The organism is Pseudomonas sp. E102, from assembly GCF_052660185.1.
Genome location: NZ_CP084025.1, coordinates 3,504,034 through 3,520,623, shown reverse-complemented (window position 1 = coordinate 3,520,623; position 16,590 = coordinate 3,504,034). Strand labels below are relative to the sequence as shown.

18 protein-coding genes and 1 pseudogene are annotated in these 16,590 nt (G+C 60.1%); 8 read left to right on the top strand and 11 right to left on the bottom strand.

Annotated elements, in window-relative coordinates; translation table 11 throughout:
• Positions 1–177: 177 nt before the first annotated feature.
• The gene (gene rluB / locus DOCECA_RS16125; protein WP_420765188.1) at positions 178–1,410 is read left to right on the top strand and encodes a 23S rRNA pseudouridine(2605) synthase RluB; all 1,233 of its coding nucleotides are present in this window, start codon (positions 178–180) and stop codon (positions 1,408–1,410) included.
• Between the two features lie 225 nt (positions 1,411–1,635).
• Here the strand turns inward: rluB and DOCECA_RS16120 are convergent, their stop codons facing one another.
• Positions 1,636–2,598 carry a leucyl aminopeptidase gene (locus tag DOCECA_RS16120; RefSeq protein ID WP_434607375.1) on the bottom strand — a complete coding sequence of 321 codons (963 nt, stop codon included), beginning with the start codon at positions 2,596–2,598 and terminating at the stop codon, positions 1,636–1,638.
• An 84-nt stretch (positions 2,599–2,682) separates the two neighbouring features.
• Entirely contained in the window at positions 2,683–2,820 is a 138-nt protein-coding gene (locus DOCECA_RS16115) for a hypothetical protein (protein ID WP_003178782.1), read from the bottom strand.
• 14 nt (positions 2,821–2,834) lie between these two features.
• Here DOCECA_RS16115 and DOCECA_RS16110 point away from each other — a divergent pair, with 14 nt between their 5' ends.
• The 3 genes from DOCECA_RS16110 (at position 2,835) to arfB (ending at position 5,707) form a co-directional block, all read left to right on the top strand.
• The gene (locus tag DOCECA_RS16110) at positions 2,835–3,134 is read left to right on the top strand and encodes a hypothetical protein (RefSeq protein ID WP_434607373.1); all 300 of its coding nucleotides are present in this window, start codon (positions 2,835–2,837) and stop codon (positions 3,132–3,134) included.
• 624 nt (positions 3,135–3,758) lie between these two features.
• Positions 3,759–5,177: an amino acid permease gene (locus DOCECA_RS16105; protein ID WP_420765185.1), complete on the top strand. Its 1,419-nt coding sequence runs from the start codon at positions 3,759–3,761 to the stop codon at positions 5,175–5,177.
• 116 nt (positions 5,178–5,293) lie between these two features.
• Complete coding sequence (gene arfB, locus DOCECA_RS16100; protein ID WP_420765184.1) at positions 5,294–5,707, top strand: alternative ribosome rescue aminoacyl-tRNA hydrolase ArfB; 414 nt, start codon at positions 5,294–5,296, stop codon at positions 5,705–5,707.
• On the opposite strand, the gene DOCECA_RS16095 is transcribed toward arfB, so the two are convergent.
• The 3 genes from DOCECA_RS16095 to DOCECA_RS16085 form a co-directional block, all read right to left on the bottom strand.
• Complete coding sequence (locus tag DOCECA_RS16095) at positions 5,704–6,903, bottom strand: MFS transporter (protein WP_434560261.1); 1,200 nt, start codon at positions 6,901–6,903, stop codon at positions 5,704–5,706. The two genes, arfB and DOCECA_RS16095, sit on opposite strands and share 4 nt — an antisense overlap.
• 82 nt (positions 6,904–6,985) lie before the next feature.
• The gene (locus DOCECA_RS16090; protein WP_434560259.1) at positions 6,986–7,234 is read right to left on the bottom strand and encodes a hypothetical protein; all 249 of its coding nucleotides are present in this window, start codon (positions 7,232–7,234) and stop codon (positions 6,986–6,988) included.
• A 37-nt stretch (positions 7,235–7,271) separates the two neighbouring features.
• On the bottom strand, positions 7,272–7,415 hold the full coding sequence (locus tag DOCECA_RS16085; protein ID WP_420765181.1) for a hypothetical protein: 144 nt from the start codon (positions 7,413–7,415) through the stop codon (positions 7,272–7,274).
• 230 nt (positions 7,416–7,645) lie between these two features.
• Between DOCECA_RS16085 and DOCECA_RS16080 the strand changes: the two are divergent.
• A pseudogene (locus tag DOCECA_RS16080) lies at positions 7,646–8,398 on the top strand (methyl-accepting chemotaxis protein); the annotation flags it as partial.
• A 165-nt stretch (positions 8,399–8,563) separates the two neighbouring features.
• Positions 8,564–9,331: a methyl-accepting chemotaxis protein gene (locus tag DOCECA_RS16075; protein WP_420765413.1), complete on the top strand. Its 768-nt coding sequence runs from the start codon at positions 8,564–8,566 to the stop codon at positions 9,329–9,331.
• A gap of 187 nt (positions 9,332–9,518) precedes the next feature.
• On the opposite strand, the gene DOCECA_RS16070 is transcribed toward DOCECA_RS16075, so the two are convergent.
• The 5 genes from DOCECA_RS16070 to DOCECA_RS16050 all read right to left on the bottom strand — a co-directional run bounded on the left by DOCECA_RS16070 (position 9,519) and on the right by DOCECA_RS16050 (position 13,765).
• The gene (locus DOCECA_RS16070; protein WP_420765180.1) at positions 9,519–10,541 is read right to left on the bottom strand and encodes a transporter; all 1,023 of its coding nucleotides are present in this window, start codon (positions 10,539–10,541) and stop codon (positions 9,519–9,521) included.
• 179 nt (positions 10,542–10,720) lie between these two features.
• Complete coding sequence (locus DOCECA_RS16065; RefSeq protein ID WP_434648695.1) at positions 10,721–11,026, bottom strand: PepSY domain-containing protein; 306 nt, start codon at positions 11,024–11,026, stop codon at positions 10,721–10,723.
• Between the two features lie 119 nt (positions 11,027–11,145).
• Complete coding sequence (locus DOCECA_RS16060; RefSeq protein WP_445570795.1) at positions 11,146–12,273, bottom strand: glycerophosphodiester phosphodiesterase; 1,128 nt, start codon at positions 12,271–12,273, stop codon at positions 11,146–11,148.
• A gap of 470 nt (positions 12,274–12,743) precedes the next feature.
• On the bottom strand, positions 12,744–13,058 hold the full coding sequence (locus DOCECA_RS16055; protein WP_420767518.1) for an antibiotic biosynthesis monooxygenase family protein: 315 nt from the start codon (positions 13,056–13,058) through the stop codon (positions 12,744–12,746).
• A complete protein-coding gene (locus DOCECA_RS16050; RefSeq protein ID WP_420767517.1) occupies positions 13,055–13,765 on the bottom strand; it encodes a CTP synthase C-terminal region-related (seleno)protein in 711 nt (236 codons plus the stop codon). Before DOCECA_RS16050 ends, DOCECA_RS16055 begins: the two co-directional genes overlap by 4 nt.
• Positions 13,766–13,779: 14 nt before the next feature.
• On the opposite strand from DOCECA_RS16050, the gene DOCECA_RS16045 reads away from it, so the two are divergent.
• Positions 13,780–14,727: a LysR family transcriptional regulator gene (locus DOCECA_RS16045; protein WP_445570794.1), complete on the top strand. Its 948-nt coding sequence runs from the start codon at positions 13,780–13,782 to the stop codon at positions 14,725–14,727.
• 3 nt (positions 14,728–14,730) lie between these two features.
• Here DOCECA_RS16045 and DOCECA_RS16040 read toward each other — a convergent pair whose 3' ends face one another.
• Positions 14,731–15,339 (bottom strand): TetR/AcrR family transcriptional regulator, encoded by a 609-nt coding sequence (locus DOCECA_RS16040; RefSeq protein ID WP_445570793.1) that lies wholly within the window; start codon positions 15,337–15,339, stop codon positions 14,731–14,733.
• 183 nt (positions 15,340–15,522) lie between these two features.
• Between DOCECA_RS16040 and DOCECA_RS16035 the strand changes: the two genes are divergently transcribed.
• Positions 15,523–16,581: an MBL fold metallo-hydrolase gene (locus tag DOCECA_RS16035; RefSeq protein ID WP_445570792.1), complete on the top strand. Its 1,059-nt coding sequence runs from the start codon at positions 15,523–15,525 to the stop codon at positions 16,579–16,581.
• The last annotated feature ends 9 nt before the right edge of the window (positions 16,582–16,590 follow it).

Below are 16,590 nucleotides of genomic sequence, written 5' to 3'. Positions count from 1 at the left end.
CCTGCACACCACCGATCAGCGGAAAAAACGCTGCGTGCATTCAGATCAGCTAGTCTCTGATGCGCAATCACCTCAACGAGCGTATGATTCGCGACCCTTTGGCGATCCCTTCGCCGAACGACCTGTTTTCAAGTGCCAGGCCAAGCCTGGCTCGACCACACCGGGAGGTGCCCAGAAATGAACGACCAAGACCAGAACGACAGCCAGGAAATCGGCCCAGCAGGCGAAAAGCTGCAGAAGGTCCTTGCCCGCATCGGCGTCGGTTCGCGCCGTGACGTGGAAGCGTGGATCACCCAGGGCCGCATCAAGGTCAATGGCAAAGACGCCACCTTGGGCCTGCGCGTCGACATGCACGACGCCATCACCATCGATGGCAAGGTGATCAAGCGTGAAGAGGCCGCCGAAACGGTGCGCCGCGTGATCATGTACAACAAACCCGACGGCGAAATCTGCACCCGTGACGACCCGGAAGGCCGTCCGACCGTGTTCGACAAGATGCCGCGCCCCAAAGAAGGCCGCTGGATCAACATCGGCCGCCTGGACATCAACACCACCGGTTTGCTGATGTTCACTACTGACGGTGAGCTGGCGAACCGTCTGATGCACCCTTCCTACGAAATGGACCGCGAATACGCCGTGCGTGTGCGTGGCGAAGTCGACGACGAGATGATCGAGCGCCTCAAGGCCGGCGTCGTGCTGGAAGACGGTCCCGCGCGTTTCACCGACATCAAGCAGGCGCCGGGCGGTGAAGGTTTCAACCATTGGTACCACTGCGTGGTGATGGAAGGTCGCAACCGTGAGGTGCGGCGGCTGTGGGAATCCCAGGGACTGGTGGTCAGCCGCCTGAAGCGCGTGCGTTTCGGCCCGGTGTTCCTCAACTCCGACCTGCCGATGGGTCGCTGGCGTGAAATGACCCAACAGGAAGTCGACATCCTGGCGGCCGAAGTGGGGCTCAAGCCTGTGGCGATGCCGCAGATGACCGCCAAGAGCAAGGATAAGCTGGAGCGGATGCAGCGCAAATCCTCGCGTCCGATGGGCAAGACCGAGCGCGTGCGTACGCTGCGCCCGGCGGCCGACGGCGTAGCGACCGGCCCGCGTCCTTCCCGCGAGCCGCAGATCGAAGGCGAGCGCCCGGCGCGCAAGCCAGCACCTCGCCAGGACGGCGAGCGTGGTCCTCGCGCACCGCGTCCGGCCAACGGTCGTACCGAGCGTGGCGAAGGCCGCGCCCCGGCTGGCCGTGGTACGCCCGTCGCGGATCGCCCGGCCGACACCAAGCGTCCGGCCAAGCCTGCGCCGAAAAAGCGTCCGGGCATCATCCTGGCCGATCGCGATGCACCGTCGGGCAAGCGTCGTGGTGCGCCGGCGGGTTCGGGACAGCGTCCGGGGTTTGGGCGTCGTAAGCCGGAGTAAAACAGCTGCGGGCTTCTGGCTTTTAGCTGCAAGGAAAAACGCCAACCGTTGGGTTGGCGTTTTTTTGCCTGGCTTTTAGTGATGTGATGCCTTTGAGTCAGCCTTCGCGAGCAGGCTCGCTCCCACAAGGACCGCGTCGAGCACAGCCCCATGGTTCACTGATGATCAACTGTGGGAGCAAGCTTGCTCGCGATGGCGCCAGCAGCCCCCACGATCAATTTCAGCCTAAAGCACAAACCGCCCGTCGAACATCGGCTCGTTATCCAGCGCCAGCACACCGCCTTCGAAAATCAGATCCAGATGATGGCTGCCCTTGGCCCCGCCACCGAGGCCCAGGTGCAAGCCGCAATGGCGCTCCTCGAAACCGGCATTGCGGGCATACAGGCTCTTGACCCCTTCGTTGGTGCCGATCCCCAGTTCCTCGATGCGCCGGTTGGAAGGATTGGCGTCCAGGTACCGGTTGAAATCGTGTTCCAGGCCTGGGACATCGGTGGCGATTTTCTGGATCGTGGAATCTTCGATCCACAGCTCCAATGGCGATTGCAGCACGCCGTATTTGCGGGCGAATGGGATCGTGCTGAGGAAGGTCCCAACGAACTTCACACGGCCATTGATGGTGTCGCTGTGGGTGGCGATTTCACCAGGCGCAAGGTCGTAGTTGCCGACGCCGTTGATGTCCGTCCACTTCTTGACACTGTTCAGTGGGGTGTCGAAATACGATCCGTGGTGGTCCTCGAAGCTCAACGTGGTGGCCTGGGACATGCGGCGGATCAGGTGGCTGTTGAGCCCGGCGATGCGCTGGGGAATAACGCTGAAGGTGTCATGGAAGTACTCGCCGTAGTCCTTGAACAGCAGCGATTTCTTCCAGTTGTCCGCCATCACTCCCTGCAATGCGCGGACGAAGTCCGGGCCATCGGGGCGCGGGTTGGGAAGGGTGGATGAGTCGTAGAAGAAAATGTACAGATCGCTGTCGGCAATGGCTTGGGACAGCCGCTCGGTGGTTTCAAGATCCAGGCGCATGGTGCTGAACCGGAACGGCGAGGCGCCGGCCTGTTCGGAGATGCTGGCGACCAGCGCTTCGTAGTCTGCGGTGTGGCCGAGCAAGACCTTGGCGGACTGGATACCGGCCAGGGCGGGATGATGTTCGAGGTAGTAAAGGAAATGTGAGATGGCTCGTTGTGTGTCCATGCTTATTCTTCCCTGACGATTGATTTGGCGTCCTGACAGCAAGTGGCGGAGCCGACCGGCCGGATCAGCTCCGCCGGGTATCGCTTACAGAGGCCACATCGCCGTGCCGAACGGAACGACGGCATCGGCTTGCATCATTTCAACGGCGGCTTCATGGGTCGGTGCCTCGAACCATTCGTCCAGTTGCAGTTCGGTTTCCAAGTCTTTGTCCAGTGCTTGCATAGTGAATCTCCTAGATGACTTTTGCGGAAAACGCGGGCCGATCCGGCGAGCCATGCCCGGCGGAATCGGCACCGCAAAAACTCGCCGGCAAGATGCCTTGGCAAGTGGCTGAAAACCTAGTCGACGGTTTTTTGGAATGCAAAAAATTATTTTATTTTTTTCGTTTGAACTTTTTGTTCCATTTTCTGCGACCCGGTTTACCCCTTTCAAAACAGCCGACTGGCATTCCTTTTTGGTTAGGCAGCTATCTACCGTCAATTTGCAGTCAGCTTCCGAAAACCTCCCGAACGGAAAGTTTGCGTTACGGCTTGTAAAGAAATGCTTACGGAGATTGCCCGTCTCGCTGGCAATGCCCGGCGCTTCTCCCAGCTGTAAGAAAAAACTTCCGCGCCGGCTTGGCGTTCCTATTTCGAAAGGCGCCGGGCCGCTTGTTTCACGGGCGCTTCAAGGGTGAGATGCGTCCCATGCCTGTCGTGCAGGCGAATAACAACAAGGAGGCGCAATGAACGCCGTAGCTCCGTTTCCATCCTTCTGTGGTGACGCTTTTTGCATCGCTCACATCAACGGCTCGCAAGAGCCCGGACATCTTTTCGCAGCCGCCCGACACGTTCGAGGCGGCCCCGTGCGATCCCGGCAAACGACACGCTGATCCGGTGATGTCTGGCAGCAGGGGGTCAGCGGTGTACAATGCGCCGCGTTTTACTGTGACCCTTCGCGTACCCACGCATTTTCAAGGTTATCCGCCTTGTTCATTCCGCCACGCCACAAGCGTGTCGGGTTCGATTTCGTCACAGATAAAAACAAACAGGTGACGCATGACCGTTGTAAAAACGCTGAATTCCTGGTGCCTGCGCTGGGGTTTGATCGGCGCTGCTTGAGATCCGATTCGAGCGGCAACGTCTAACGAACATCATCAAACCTTGCGTGAGACCCTTTTCATGAGTGGACAAAACTCGCATTCGGGCGAGCTGAAACGCGGCCTGAAAAATCGCCACATTCAACTGATCGCCCTTGGTGGCGCGATCGGCACCGGCTTGTTCCTCGGCTCGGCGGGGGTGCTGAAATCAGCCGGCCCGTCGATGATCCTCGGTTATGCCATTTGCGGCTTCATCGCCTTCATGATCATGCGCCAGTTGGGCGAAATGATCGTCGAAGAGCCGGTGGCCGGCTCCTTCAGCCATTTCGCCCACAAGTACTGGGGCGGTTTCGCCGGGTTCCTGTCGGGTTGGAATTGCTGGATTCTGTATATCCTGGTGGGCATGTCCGAGCTGACCGCGGTCGGCAAGTACATCCATTATTGGGCCCCCGATATCCCGACCTGGGCGTCGGCGGCGGCGTTTTTCATCCTGATCAATGCGATCAACCTGGCCAACGTCAAGGTCTTCGGCGAGGCCGAGTTCTGGTTCGCGATCATCAAGGTCGTGGCGATTGTCGGCATGATTGCCCTGGGTAGCTATCTGCTGGTGAGCGGTGACGGCGGCCCGCAAGCGTCGGTGACCAACCTCTGGTCCCACGGAGGGTTCTTCCCCAATGGCGTGAGCGGGCTGGTCATGGCGATGGCGATCATCATGTTCTCCTTCGGCGGCCTGGAGATGCTCGGGTTCACCGCGGCTGAAGCCGACAAGCCGAGAACCGTGATCCCCAAGGCCATCAACCAGGTGATCTACCGGATCCTGATCTTCTACATCGGTGCCTTGGTGGTGCTGTTGTCCCTGACGCCATGGGACAGCCTGCTGACCACGCTCAACGCCTCGGGCGACGCCTACAGCGGCAGCCCGTTCGTGCAGGTGTTCTCGATGCTGGGCAGCGACACCGCGGCGCACATCCTCAACTTCGTGGTGCTGACCGCTGCACTGTCGGTGTACAACAGCGGCACCTACTGCAACAGCCGCATGTTGCTGGGCATGGCCGAGCAGGGCGATGCGCCCAAGGCGCTGGCGAAAATCGACAAGCGGGGCGTGCCGGTGCGTTCGATCCTGGCTTCGGCGGCGATCACGCTGGTGGCGGTTCTGCTGAACTACCTGATCCCGCAGCATGCGCTGGAGTTGTTGATGTCGTTGGTGGTCGCCACGCTGGTGATCAACTGGGCAATGATCAGCTACTCGCACTTCAAGTTCCGTCAGCACATGAACCAGACTGGCCAGGCGCCTTTGTTCAAGGCGTTGTGGTATCCGTATGGCAACTACGTCTGCCTGGCTTTCGTGGTGTTCATCCTCGGCGTGATGTTGCTTATCCCCGGCATTCAGATCTCGGTCTACGCGATTCCGGTGTGGGTGGTGTTCATGTGGGTGTGCTATGTGATCAAGAACAAGCGCGAGGCTCGGCATGAGCTCGCTGTGGCGGCTGCCGCCAAGTAAGCACTGCTGAAAGAAGACAAACCCGGCCGAGTGCCGGGTTTGTTGTATCTGGCAGGGATCAGGTGTTGCCTTGGGAATTCGCGGTATCCTGTGGGCCCTGACACCGGACACTTTCCATGCTTGTCATCTCAAATACCGTGCACATCCCGGACGCCGAGATCGAGCTGACGGCCATTCGCGCCCAGGGCGCCGGTGGGCAGAACGTCAACAAGGTTTCCAGCGCCGTGCACCTGCGGTTCGATATTCCGGCCTCGTCGTTGCCCGAGTTCTACAAGGAACGGCTGCTGGCCCTGCGCGACAGTCGCATTACCAGCGACGGGGTGTTGATCATCAAGGCCCAGCAGTACCGCACGCAGGAACAGAACCGGGCGGACGCACTGGAGCGCCTTGTCGAACTGATCCTCAGCGCTACCAAGATCGAAAAGAAACGCCGTCCGACCAAACCGACCCTGGGCTCGAAAAAGCGTCGCCTCGAATCCAAGACCAAACGCGGCTCGATCAAGGCCGGACGCGGCAAGGTGGATTTCTAGTTCTTCTCCCGCTCTTCGCGGTAGCGAGGGGCCTGCCGGTACAGGTAGACGCTCAGGCCCAGCCCACCCAGGGCCGCCAGCGCAGCGAACAGGAAAATCGAGGCAAAGCCGAAACCGGCGGCGATTGCCCCGGCCAGTGGTCCGGTGATGCCCAGCGACAAATCGATGAACAGCGAATAAGCCCCCACCGCGGCTCCACGGCTGGAGGCCGGCACCAAGTTGACCGCTTCCACGCCCAACGCCGGGAACACCAGGGAAAAGCCGAAACCGCTCAACGCCGCGCCTGCCAGGGCCCACTGCGCATCCGGCGCCAGCCACAACAGCAACAAGCCCAGGGTTTCCACCGACAGGCAGGCGATCGCGACCCTGAACCCGCCGAGGCGGTTGATCAAATTGCCGAACAGCAGGCGCGCACCAATGAAGCAGGCACCGAACAGGCTCAGGCACAGCACCGCGTTGTCCCAATGCTGCGTGGCGTAATACAGGGTAATGAAGGTGGCGATGGTGCCGAAACCGATGGAGCCCAGGGCCAGGCCGCAGCCGTGGGGCAATACTCGCCCCAGCACATGCATGAACGGAAGGCGTTCGCCGACGACGATGGGGGCCGCGGTTTTTGGCCAGGCCAACGCCAGCCCGAGCACGGCCAGCAGGAGGATGCTGACGCCCATGCTCCAAAGCCCCAGGGATTTCACCAGCCAAACCCCCAACGGCGCGCCGATCGCCAGCGCGCCGTAGCTGGCGATGCCGTTCCACGAGATGACCTTGGCGGTATTCGCCGCGCCGACCCGGCCGATGCCCCAGCCAATCGAGCCCGAGCCCACCAGGCTTTCCGCGCTGCCCAGCACCAGGCGACCGATCAACAGGCTGGTCAGGCTCAGGACCGGCATGCCGGCGGTCCAGGCAGAAACCAGCATGAACACGCCGCTCAAACCACACCCGGCCAGGCCGAACATGACCGCGCGCTTGCTGCCGAGGTTGTCGATGATGCGTCCCGCATAAGGACGGCTGAGCAGAGTAGCCAAATACTGGACGCTGATCACCAGTCCGGCGATCACCGCGCCGAATCCCAGCTCACCGTGGACGAATCCGGGCAACACGGCCAAGGGAATGCCGATGTTCAGATAGCCGATGAAGGTAAACAGGACAATGGAAACGACTTGCAGCGTGACCGCCATGGGGCGCTGGGAATCTGGCATGGGGGAAGGTCCACGGGGCAGCAGGATAGATAGGCTGCTTATGATAACGGCGACCGACAGGATGGAGCGTGGAAGAGTAAAACTATTTGCCGGACGGAGATTCAGGTGTGGTCTTGCCAGCGACCAGGTGCGTGGTGACCAGTGCGGCCAAGGCATTTTCCTGCGTGCCGAACCGCGCCAGCAGGGCGGCCTGTTTCTCGGGAGAGAGGCGGGTCCAGATCTCGACCATTTTTTCGGCTGTGCCGATCAACACGCTGGCCTGGGCCGGGCTGAAGGAGGAAGTTTCGTCGGTCATGGTGGGGCTCGGATTCAGGCGGTGTGGAAAGCGCATCTTAGCGCTTTCCACACAGTCTGGTGGTGCGGGTGGATCAGTCTTCGCTGTCGGCCTGACGGCGTTCAGTGGCTTGCTGCGGCTCGGTTTGCTGGGAGGCGGGTTGCCCTCCGGCTTGTAGCGGGGTCGTCTGCTCAGGTTCGTGCAGGCTAGGGAAGGGGAGATTAGGAATCTCGTGCATATCGCGCTCCTCGCAAAGTCTGTTGGATAGATCTGGTAGATCCGCGCTTTTAAAAAGCCTGGGCAGGATACCCCAGTAGAAATGACAAAAAGACTTTTAAATTCAGATGGAGCGACCGATGGGCTTGTCTGGACAGGTCATGTCCAGCCAGCGAAAGCAAGCTTGCTACCGGTGGTCGGCGAGGCTCAAGAACAAGGCATTCAAGCCGATCTCGTCTAGGAATTCTGCACATGCAGTTGCGAGAGCAGCCCCAGGACATGGACGTCCTTTTATTCGAAGAGATCGATTCCATGTTTGTACAAAAATCCCTGAGAGCCCAGATTCTGGCTCTCCTGAGCGGCAGCCTGCTGGCGATGCTGTTGATCGCCCTGGCGTCCTTTCACTTTCTTTCCGATGGCATCCACAATTATCGAAACCTCATCGATGGCCCTTTGCGCGCCTCGCAGTTGATCGACGAGGCCAACCTGCAATTCAAGGTGCAGGTCCAGGAGTGGAAAAACGTTCTGTTGCGCGGCAAGCAGCCGGCAGAGTTGGAAAAATACTGGAAGGAGTTCGACGATCGCCAGCGCGATGTCCAGAACCTTTTGGGTGAGTTGATCAAGCATGACGGTGTTCCGGCACCGATCAGGACACGCATCGAACGTCTGCAAAGCGAGCACGCACAACTGGGCGCCGCCTATCAAAAAGGCCGTGATGCGTTTGTCGCCTCTGGCGCAGACGCCGCGGCGGGGGATGCGGCGGTCAAGGGCTTCGACCGTGCCGCCAGTGACCAGATGAGCGAGTTGGTGGTGGAGCTGCATAAATTGGGCAATGAGCAATCGGCGCTGATCAGTGCCGGTGCTGATCGCACGATCCTGCTGGGCACCGTGATCATGCTGGTCTCGGCTTTGCTGGTCGGCATGCTGAGTCTCTGGCTGGTCAACCGCAACCTGGTGCAGCCAATCCGTAACCTCATCGAATACGTGACTCAACTGAGCCGTGGGCGTTTCGCCGAGCGTGTATCGAGCACGCGTCAAGATGAACTGGGCGACCTGGCCCTCGCGGCAAATACGCTGCGTGACTTCCTCGCTGAAACCTTCAACCGCCTGCAACGCAGCGCCACGGAGCTGGACAGCGCCAGCGGCGAGCTCAACGCCATCGCCAGCCTGATGAGCCAGGGCACCAGCGAGCAATTCGAACGCACCGATCAAGTGGCGACCGCGATGAACGAAATGTCCGCTACCGCCCAGGAAGTCGCCCGCCATGCCGCCGACGCGGCGCGGGCGGCCGATGATGCCGATCACTCGGCACAGTTGGGCGAGAAGGTCATGCACGGCACCATCCACACCATCACCCAGATGCGCGGCGAGATTGCGAACACCGCCACGGTGATCCGTCGCCTGGAAACCGACAGCGGGCGCATCGGCAAGGTGCTGGAAGTGATTCGCGGGATCGCCGAACAGACCAACCTGCTGGCCCTCAACGCCGCCATCGAAGCGGCCCGGGCCGGTGAAGCCGGGCGCGGTTTTGCGGTGGTGGCCGATGAGGTGCGCAGCCTGGCCCAGCGTACGGCGGCGTCCATCATCGAGATCAACCAGATCATCCAGACGGTACAAACCGGTGCGGTGGACGCGGCCCAGGCCATTGAAAGCGGGCAGTCGCGCAGCGAGGAAAGTGTCGAGCAAGTGACCCAGGCCGGCGAAATGCTCGAACGCATTACCCAGGCCGTCGAAGCGATTCGCGACATGAACCGCCAAATTGCCACGGCGGCCGAAGAGCAGACCTCCGTGGCTGAGGACATCTCGCGCAACCTGACTGAAATCACCTGTATCGCCAGCACCAACCTGGATAACGTCCAGCGTACCGAAGCGGCCAGTCGGGATTTGCAAGGGTTGTCGGGCCAACTGAACGAAGTGACGGCGCGGCTGAGTGCCTGACTATCTTTAGTTATTAGAGCTTATATCTGTGGCGAGGGGATTTATCCCCGCTGGGCTGCGCAGCGGCCCCAAACCAAGCAACCCGATTTGTCAGAAAGACTGAGGTTCACGTCTTCAGGGCTGCTATGCAGCCCAACGGGGATAAATCCCCTCGCCACAAATTAATACGGGGCGCAGAGGACCAGGTTCAATAATCGCGCCGCTTGCGAAACGCCCAGCGGCCGGCGAACAGTGTGAAGGTGGCGACCAGCGCCACCAGGATCCAGAAACCCTCGGGATCGCTCGCCAGCGGCACGCCACCGACATTCATGCCGAAGAAACCGGCGATGATGTTGATCGGCAGTGCCAGCACCGTGACCACCGTCAGGGTGAACAGTGTGCGGTTGCTTTGTTCGTTGAGGTTGGCGGCGATTTCTTCCTGCAACAGCTTGATCCGCTCGCCCAACGCGGTGAGGTCGTTGATGATCAGGGCGAACTCCTCGGTGGATTTGCGCAGCTCCTTGACGTCTTCTTTCTGCAACCATTGCGGCGGGCGATTGAGCAGCCGCAGCAACGACCCCGGTTCCAGCGCCAACAGGCGTTGCAGGCGCACCAGCACCCGGCGTTGGCTGCCCAGTTCGGCGCGGTTGGTCGAGACCCGCGAAGACAGCAACTGGTCCTCGATCTGGTCGACGCTGAGGCTGGTCTTGCGCACGATCTGGGTCAGTACCTCGCCCTGGTCGCGCAGCAAATGCACGAGTAATTCCAGCGGCGAGCGAAAGCTTTCCCCGGCCTTGACCGATGAGCGCAGCTTGTCGACCGAGTGCAAGGGCTGCAACCGCGCGCTGACGATCAGCCGACTGCTCACGCAAACCCATAACGTGGACACATCCGAAGACACCATGTTGCTGAGGTTGAATACGACGTCGTTCACCACCGCGAGCAAGGCCGAGTCCACGTGCTCGATGCGGGTCGAGCGCGAGCCTTCGTGCAAGGCTTCGAAGAACTCTTGGGGCAAGGCCAGGTGATTTTTCATCCAGCGCTCGCACGCGGCGTGGGCAAGGTTCAAGTGCAACCATAGGAATTCATCAGGATCCTGGGGTTGCTGCAGGCTTTGCAGGGCCTGGGCCGAACCGATCTCTCGCCCGCGCTCGCCGGGGCGGAAGCTGAATCCGTAGAGCAGGCCGAACAGATCCGGGTCGCGATGGCTTTGGTCGATGCTGTGGTTCATTGAGGCTCGCTGGCGGGGAGTGCCCGTCGCGGCGACAGGTTCACTTGAGCGGCATCATTGCAGGGATTTTTGAAGGTTTTGTGACGGTTGGGCTGTGGCGTCCCGGCCTGGCACAGCTTTACATACGTACGTGAAAAAGCCGCGCAACTTGAAAGTTGGGCGGCTCTTTTCGCGACTGATTAATTATCTTGCTTGTTGCTCAGAACTTTACCAGTGGTGGCGTCAAAGTCTACATCCCATTCTTGACCTTTGGCGTCGCGCAGTTCCACTTCATATTCGTAGCCGTTGAAGTGATTATCCAAATCGGTATCGGTGATGGTCGCGCCCGGGTGCAACTTCAGGGCTTCGGCATTCATCGATTCCAGGGATTTGATCTTGCCTTCCTTTACCAATTGAGGAATCTGGTCGACGCGAACATCAGCCTGGGCAAGGCCAGCGGTGAGGGTCAGGGCAGTAGCGGTGAACAGGGCAGTCAAAGTTTTCATGTTGTATTTCCTTGGTGTCGTCAAAGGGTGAGTCGTTTAAGTGGGTTCAGATTATCTCTGGCAACTTAATTCATCCTTAATTCGAAAAACTTTGTTAAATACCCTGATCCTGCACTCGCTCAGTAACCGTTCTTCTTCAGTAGTTGCGCCACGGTTCCTGTTTCGGGACGCTTGAAGTACTTGAGCAACTCACTGGCCCGATTGGTGAAAATGCCATCCACGCCGGCATCCATCACTTTCTTGAAGTCCACCGGCTCATCCACGGTGTAGACATGTACCAGCAAACCCTGGTCGTGGGTGTACTGGTTCATCCACGGTTTCACCAGGTCCGCATAGCTCTGGCTCCCGCCATGGGTCAACGCCGCCGAAGGGCCGGTGCCGATGGCGCCGTGGGCCTTGGCGTACTGGACCCATTGCTCGAACTCGGCCTTGTCCTTGGGCTCTTGCTTGGCGTAGTACACGGCTTTGTCGGTTTCACCGGACTCGCCGAACGTCACTTTGGATTTAGGCTCGATGTTGCCTTCGCCCACCCACAGCAGCAGGATTTTCGGAACCTTCGGCATTTCCTTGTGCAGCAGTTCCAGGCTGCTTTTCTCGAAGGTCTGCAAGACCACTTTGCCTTTGCCCTGGCCCACGCCGAGGGCGCGCTTGGCCAGCTTGGAGCCGGATGGGCTCAGCCAGCCTCGGTCTTGCAATTTATCCTTCAGGTCGCGCTCGATGCCGGGAAACAGCTTGGGCTCCTTGGTCTCGATGTACAGCCCTGGCTTTTGCTGAGGGTTGCCCTCGGCGATGTTGATGACTTCGTCCAGCGTAAGGATTTTCAAGCCCACGAAGGAAGGCCGCGCACGGTCCGGGTAGGCCGCGTTGAACCAGCTGCCGGCGTCCAGCGTCTTGAGTTCGGCCATGGTGAAGGTGTTGGCGGTGCTGTCCTTGCGTTCTGGAAACTTGGTCGCGACATCGGTGGTGCGCAGCAGGCTGTCGTCGTGCAAGACGAACAGAACGCCGTCCTTGCTGCGTTGCAGGTCGAGCTCAAGGTAGTCGGCACCCAGGTCGCGGGCCAACTTGTAGGCGGCGGCGGTGGATTCCGGTGCGTCGAACGATGCGCCGCGATGGGCGATGACCGCTGGATGTGGAATGCCCTGACGGTTCGCCAGGGCTTTGGGTTGCGGCGCCTCGGCGGCATGTGTCGGACCGAGTCCGAGCAACAGGCTCAACATCAGGGCGCTACGAGTAAAGGTGCGGGGCATGCTCGAGATCCTTTCGCAGGTTTCTGTAAACCTCTCTTTTAACAACTGAACGCTGCGGACGCTATCGCCATACCGACATTGATCTGCGTAAAGCAGATTTTTCCCACGCCACTAGCTCACAATAGCGGTCGATCAGCCAGCATCATCGTGACTGACACACCGCCATCGCGAGCAGGCTCGCTCCCACAAGGAATTGGTGCTCAACAACGAAGGTGTGACCACCGGGGAATAGTGTGGGAGCGAGCTTGCTCGCGATAGCGGTGGACCAGCCAGCATCATCGTGACTGACACACCGCCATCGCGAGCAAGCTCGCTCCCACTAGGAATTGGTGCTGAACAACGAAGGTGTGACCACCGGGGAATAGTGTGGGAGCGAGCCTGCTCGCGATAGCGGTGGAGCAGCCAGCATCATCGTGACTGACACACCGCCATCGCGAGCAAGCTCGCCCCCACTGGTTTTGTGGCCGATATCAAGTCTGGCGTTGGAAGGCATAGTCCCGTTCGACTTTGCACACCCTCGTCTGGCAATGGGCATACCAGGTCGCGCGGCCTCGCTCACGGATCGCGCTGTGTTCGGGATGCTGCTTCCACGCCAGGATTGCAGCTTCATCGCGCCAATAGGACACGGTGATTCCCAGGCCGTCGTCGCCACGGGCTGATTCGATGCCGAGAAATCCGGGTTGCTCCTGGACAAGGGTCAACATGTGCTCGGCGGCTTCGGCGTAGCCTTGGTCCCCGTCGGTACGCAGGGAAGTGAAAATCACGGCGTAATAATGGGCGCTCATGTCCTTTCCTCCGCGCAGGCTTCGACAAACGCGCTGACCAGCGGCGGCACGCGGCCTTCCAATGCTGCGCGTTCAGGCTGGAACAGCGTCGCGACAAAAAACGGATGGCCTTGAAGTTCAACCGCTCGCAGGCCGCCGTCCGAATCCCGGGCAACGGCGTGCAGCCGCTGATTCAACAAATCCTTTTCCAAATCCGGGTTGACGCCGAAACGGCAATGGTAGCCCTCCGATACCGTCCGGCGGCCGTAAGCCTTGGCAATCAACGACTCCGCATCGAGTTGAAGGCTGTCGATGGTTTCCACTAGCGCACAGCTCAGCGGCGTCAACAGTGCCCGTTCAGCTTCGGGGGAAGTTTCGCCGTGGACGGCGTCGGCCCAGCCCATCACGTTGCGGGCGTATTCCAGCACCGCATGCTGAAAACCGCCGCAGGTGCCGAGGAAAGGCCGACGCTGTTCGCGGGCAAAACGAATGGCCCGTAAGGCCCCTTCTTCATGTTGGTACGGGCTGCCGGGTACGCACCAGACACCGTCGAAATCCTCCAGCACGGCGGTGTTGGTGATGTGCGACGTTCCCAGCCATTGAAACCGGATTTCATGGCTGGTTTGCTTGCCCGCGAGCTCGAGTGCGAGGGGGATCGCCCGGTGAGCGGTGATCTGAGGGTCGTGATCGCCGATCAGGGCGATGTTTAAAGGACGTTGTTTATCCATGGGAGGCTCGCCGCTTGTTGATTCCTGGTGGCCACTATAGATTGGCGTTCACGCAATCAATATTGGCGTTCACCCAAGTGATCAATGCAGCGACGCACTATCGTCTGGACTACCCCGATCTATCCCTGATCCTCGCGCTGGTCCGTGGCGGCTCGCTGTCCCGGGCCGCTCGCCTCCTGCAGGTGGACGTGTCCACGGTGTTTCGTTCGGTACGTCGGCTGGAGGCGGCCTTGGGCCTGCCCTTGTTTGAAAAAAGCCGCTCTGGATATTTGCCCACGAGCCTGGCCCAGGCGTTGGCCGAACAAGCCGAGCGCGCCGAGCAGGCGTTGGAGGCGGCGCGAGTGGGCGTGGAGCAGGGCGGTGAGGTGATTAGCGGGACGGTACGCCTGACCTGCAGCGACTCAGTCCTGCAAACGTTGTTGCTGCCGGCGCTGGCGCGTTTCATGCCCGCTTATCCGGCGTTGAGTCTTGAGTTGAGCACTTCGAACGACTTCGCCAACCTCAGCCGCCGCGATGCCGACATTGCGTTGCGACTGACCCGTACACCGCCGGAACACCTGGTCGGTCGCAACCTGGGCCATGTGGCTTACCGGGTATGCGCCGGCGCTACGTATCTTCGCGCGGCGAATGCGGATGACCTGGCCGCCATGACCTGGATCGCACCGGACGATTTCCTCCTCGACCACCCCACGGTGGCCTGGCGTCGCCAGCATCTACCCGGCGTAGTGCCTGCCTATCGCTGCAACAGCATGCTGTCGGTCACCGAACTGGTGAGGGCAGGTCTGGGGATTGCGGCACTGCCTGACTTTCTGATCAATGAAGATAAAGGACTGATCCCACTTGGCGAACCGTTGAAGGGCTATGACACGGCTTTGTGGCTCCTGACCCGTCCGGACTGCCGGGCCCTGCGCTCGGTGGTGACCTTGTTCGATGAATTGGGGCGCAATTTGCGGTGGGGCTGAGGTTCAGGCTTGGTACCGATTCAGGAACATGTCGAGGGCCGATTCGATCACGTGGGTTTGTTCCTCCTGGGTCAGGTTCGGTTGCCCCATCGACACCTGTGGCCAGAACGCAAACGTCTTGAGCAACCCGTGCATCTGTTGGGCGGCAAATGCCGGCTCCACGGGTTTCAAGCGGCCATCGGCCTGGGCTTGGCGAATCCAGGCAGCCAGGCCTTCCTCGCGCTGCCCCATGCGCGACACCATGTCCTGGGCTCGCTCCGGGGAATGAATGGTTGCGGCGATGGCGATGCGCGCCAGGTCGAGAAAATTCTCGTTCGCCAGCAATTGCAGTTTGGCTTGCAGCAACGTTTGAAGCTGCTCCCGTAGCGGCGTTTGCGGGCTGTAGGGCATGTCCTGTTCTGCGGTGATGCTGTTCCATAACCGATTCAGGATTTCGGCAAACAGTTCTTCCTTGCTTGGAAAGTGGTTGTACACCGTGCGCTTCGACACGCCTGCCGTCGCCGCGATCTTGTCCATGCTGGTGATTTCGAAACCGCTGTTGCGGAATTCAGCAATCGCGGCCTGGAGAATGGCTTCGCGTTTTCGCTCGGTAAGGCGCTGCGGTGCGGTCATGGGCAGTTCGTCGGCAAAGGAAAATTACACTCGGTAGTTTACTTGCTCTTTCGATTCATGCAATCTGGAAACTACACCGAGTGGTGTAGTTTGAATAAGGCGGCTGAGGGTACATGCAACGGCCATTCAGCGTCCCGCAACGGCGAAGCGCATACGTGCGGACGCCCTTGGAGTTATCGCACCATGACCCATCCCTCTTGTTCGACCAACCATCCTCCTGCCCATGAGTCCTCGCGGCAAGACCAGGGCAAATATCGCAACCATGCCTTCACGCCGCGTGAAGGATTTGGCACGACCCTGCGCATCATCTGGAACATGATTTTCCACAAGCGCCGCTCCACCCGTCCTGCGGGCGCCATCGATGTACAACCGTTGAGTCGAGCCGCGCTGCTGGCCGCGCCGAACCACAGCGCCTTCCGCCTCGGTCATTCCACGGTGCTGCTCAAGCTGCGGGACAAGTTCTGGCTGACCGACCCGGTGTTCTCCGAGCGTGCTTCACCCGTGCAATGGGCCGGCCCGAAGCGTTTTCATCAACCACCCATCAGCCTGGAAGAATTGCCGCCGATCGAAGCGGTGATCTTGTCCCACGATCATTACGACCACCTCGACCATCAAGCCATTCTCAAGCTGGCGGCCAAGACCCGTCACTTCCTGGCGCCCCTTGGCGTGGGCGACACTCTGGTCAAATGGGGCGTCGACGCCGGCAAGGTGCGCCAGTTGGACTGGTGGCAGGGCACCGAGGTGGACGGTATCGATTTCATCGCCACGCCTTCCCAACATTTTTCCGGTCGAGGCCTGTTCGACAGCAACAGCACCTTGTGGGCCTCATGGGTAATGATCGATGGCGACACGCGAATCTTCTTCAGCGGCGACACCGGTTACTTCGAAGGTTTCAAGCGCATCGGCGAGCAATACGGCCCCTTTGACCTGACGCTGATGGAAACCGGCGCCTATAACGTGGATTGGCCCCATGTCCATATGCAGCCGGAGCAGACCTTGCAGGCCCATATCGATCTCAAGGGTCGTTGGCTACTGCCAATCCACAACGGCACATTCGACCTGGCGATGCATGCCTGGTATGAGCCTTTCAATCGCATCCTGGCCCTGGCCGCGGAACGCAACGTTTGTATCACCACGCCGCAAATGGGCGAAGCCTTCACCCTGACGCAACCGCAACGTGGCCGTGCCTGGTGGCTGGATGTGGAACCCTCGGCGTACCAGGACCAAGCGGGTATCGCCTAGCACTTGCAC

What these genes read in the sequence shown, in the direction of transcription:
- DOCECA_RS16075 (WP_420765413.1), top strand. Translation starts at nt 8,564, where the DNA reads ATGAGCCAGGGCACCAGCGAGCAATTCGAACGCACCGATCAAGTGGCG.
- DOCECA_RS16105 (WP_420765185.1), top strand. Translation starts at nt 3,759, where the DNA reads ATGAGTGGACAAAACTCGCATTCGGGCGAGCTGAAACGCGGCCTGAAA.
- DOCECA_RS16090 (WP_434560259.1), bottom strand. Translation starts at nt 7,234, where the DNA reads ATGCGCTTTCCACACCGCCTGAATCCGAGCCCCACCATGACCGACGAA.
- rluB (WP_420765188.1), top strand. Translation starts at nt 178, where the DNA reads ATGAACGACCAAGACCAGAACGACAGCCAGGAAATCGGCCCAGCAGGC.
- DOCECA_RS16110 (WP_434607373.1), top strand. Translation starts at nt 2,835, where the DNA reads ATGACTTTTGCGGAAAACGCGGGCCGATCCGGCGAGCCATGCCCGGCG.
- DOCECA_RS16050 (WP_420767517.1), bottom strand. Translation starts at nt 13,765, where the DNA reads ATGGATAAACAACGTCCTTTAAACATCGCCCTGATCGGCGATCACGAC.
- DOCECA_RS16085 (WP_420765181.1), bottom strand. Translation starts at nt 7,415, where the DNA reads ATGCACGAGATTCCTAATCTCCCCTTCCCTAGCCTGCACGAACCTGAG.
- DOCECA_RS16060 (WP_445570795.1), bottom strand. Translation starts at nt 12,273, where the DNA reads ATGCCCCGCACCTTTACTCGTAGCGCCCTGATGTTGAGCCTGTTGCTC.
- DOCECA_RS16035 (WP_445570792.1), top strand. Translation starts at nt 15,523, where the DNA reads ATGACCCATCCCTCTTGTTCGACCAACCATCCTCCTGCCCATGAGTCC.
- DOCECA_RS16040 (WP_445570793.1), bottom strand. Translation starts at nt 15,339, where the DNA reads ATGACCGCACCGCAGCGCCTTACCGAGCGAAAACGCGAAGCCATTCTC.
- DOCECA_RS16120 (WP_434607375.1), bottom strand. Translation starts at nt 2,598, where the DNA reads ATGGACACACAACGAGCCATCTCACATTTCCTTTACTACCTCGAACAT.
- DOCECA_RS16065 (WP_434648695.1), bottom strand. Translation starts at nt 11,026, where the DNA reads ATGAAAACTTTGACTGCCCTGTTCACCGCTACTGCCCTGACCCTCACC.
- arfB (WP_420765184.1), top strand. Translation starts at nt 5,294, where the DNA reads ATGCTTGTCATCTCAAATACCGTGCACATCCCGGACGCCGAGATCGAG.
- DOCECA_RS16055 (WP_420767518.1), bottom strand. Translation starts at nt 13,058, where the DNA reads ATGAGCGCCCATTATTACGCCGTGATTTTCACTTCCCTGCGTACCGAC.
- DOCECA_RS16070 (WP_420765180.1), bottom strand. Translation starts at nt 10,541, where the DNA reads ATGAACCACAGCATCGACCAAAGCCATCGCGACCCGGATCTGTTCGGC.
- DOCECA_RS16115 (WP_003178782.1), bottom strand. Translation starts at nt 2,820, where the DNA reads ATGCAAGCACTGGACAAAGACTTGGAAACCGAACTGCAACTGGACGAA.
- DOCECA_RS16095 (WP_434560261.1), bottom strand. Translation starts at nt 6,903, where the DNA reads ATGCCAGATTCCCAGCGCCCCATGGCGGTCACGCTGCAAGTCGTTTCC.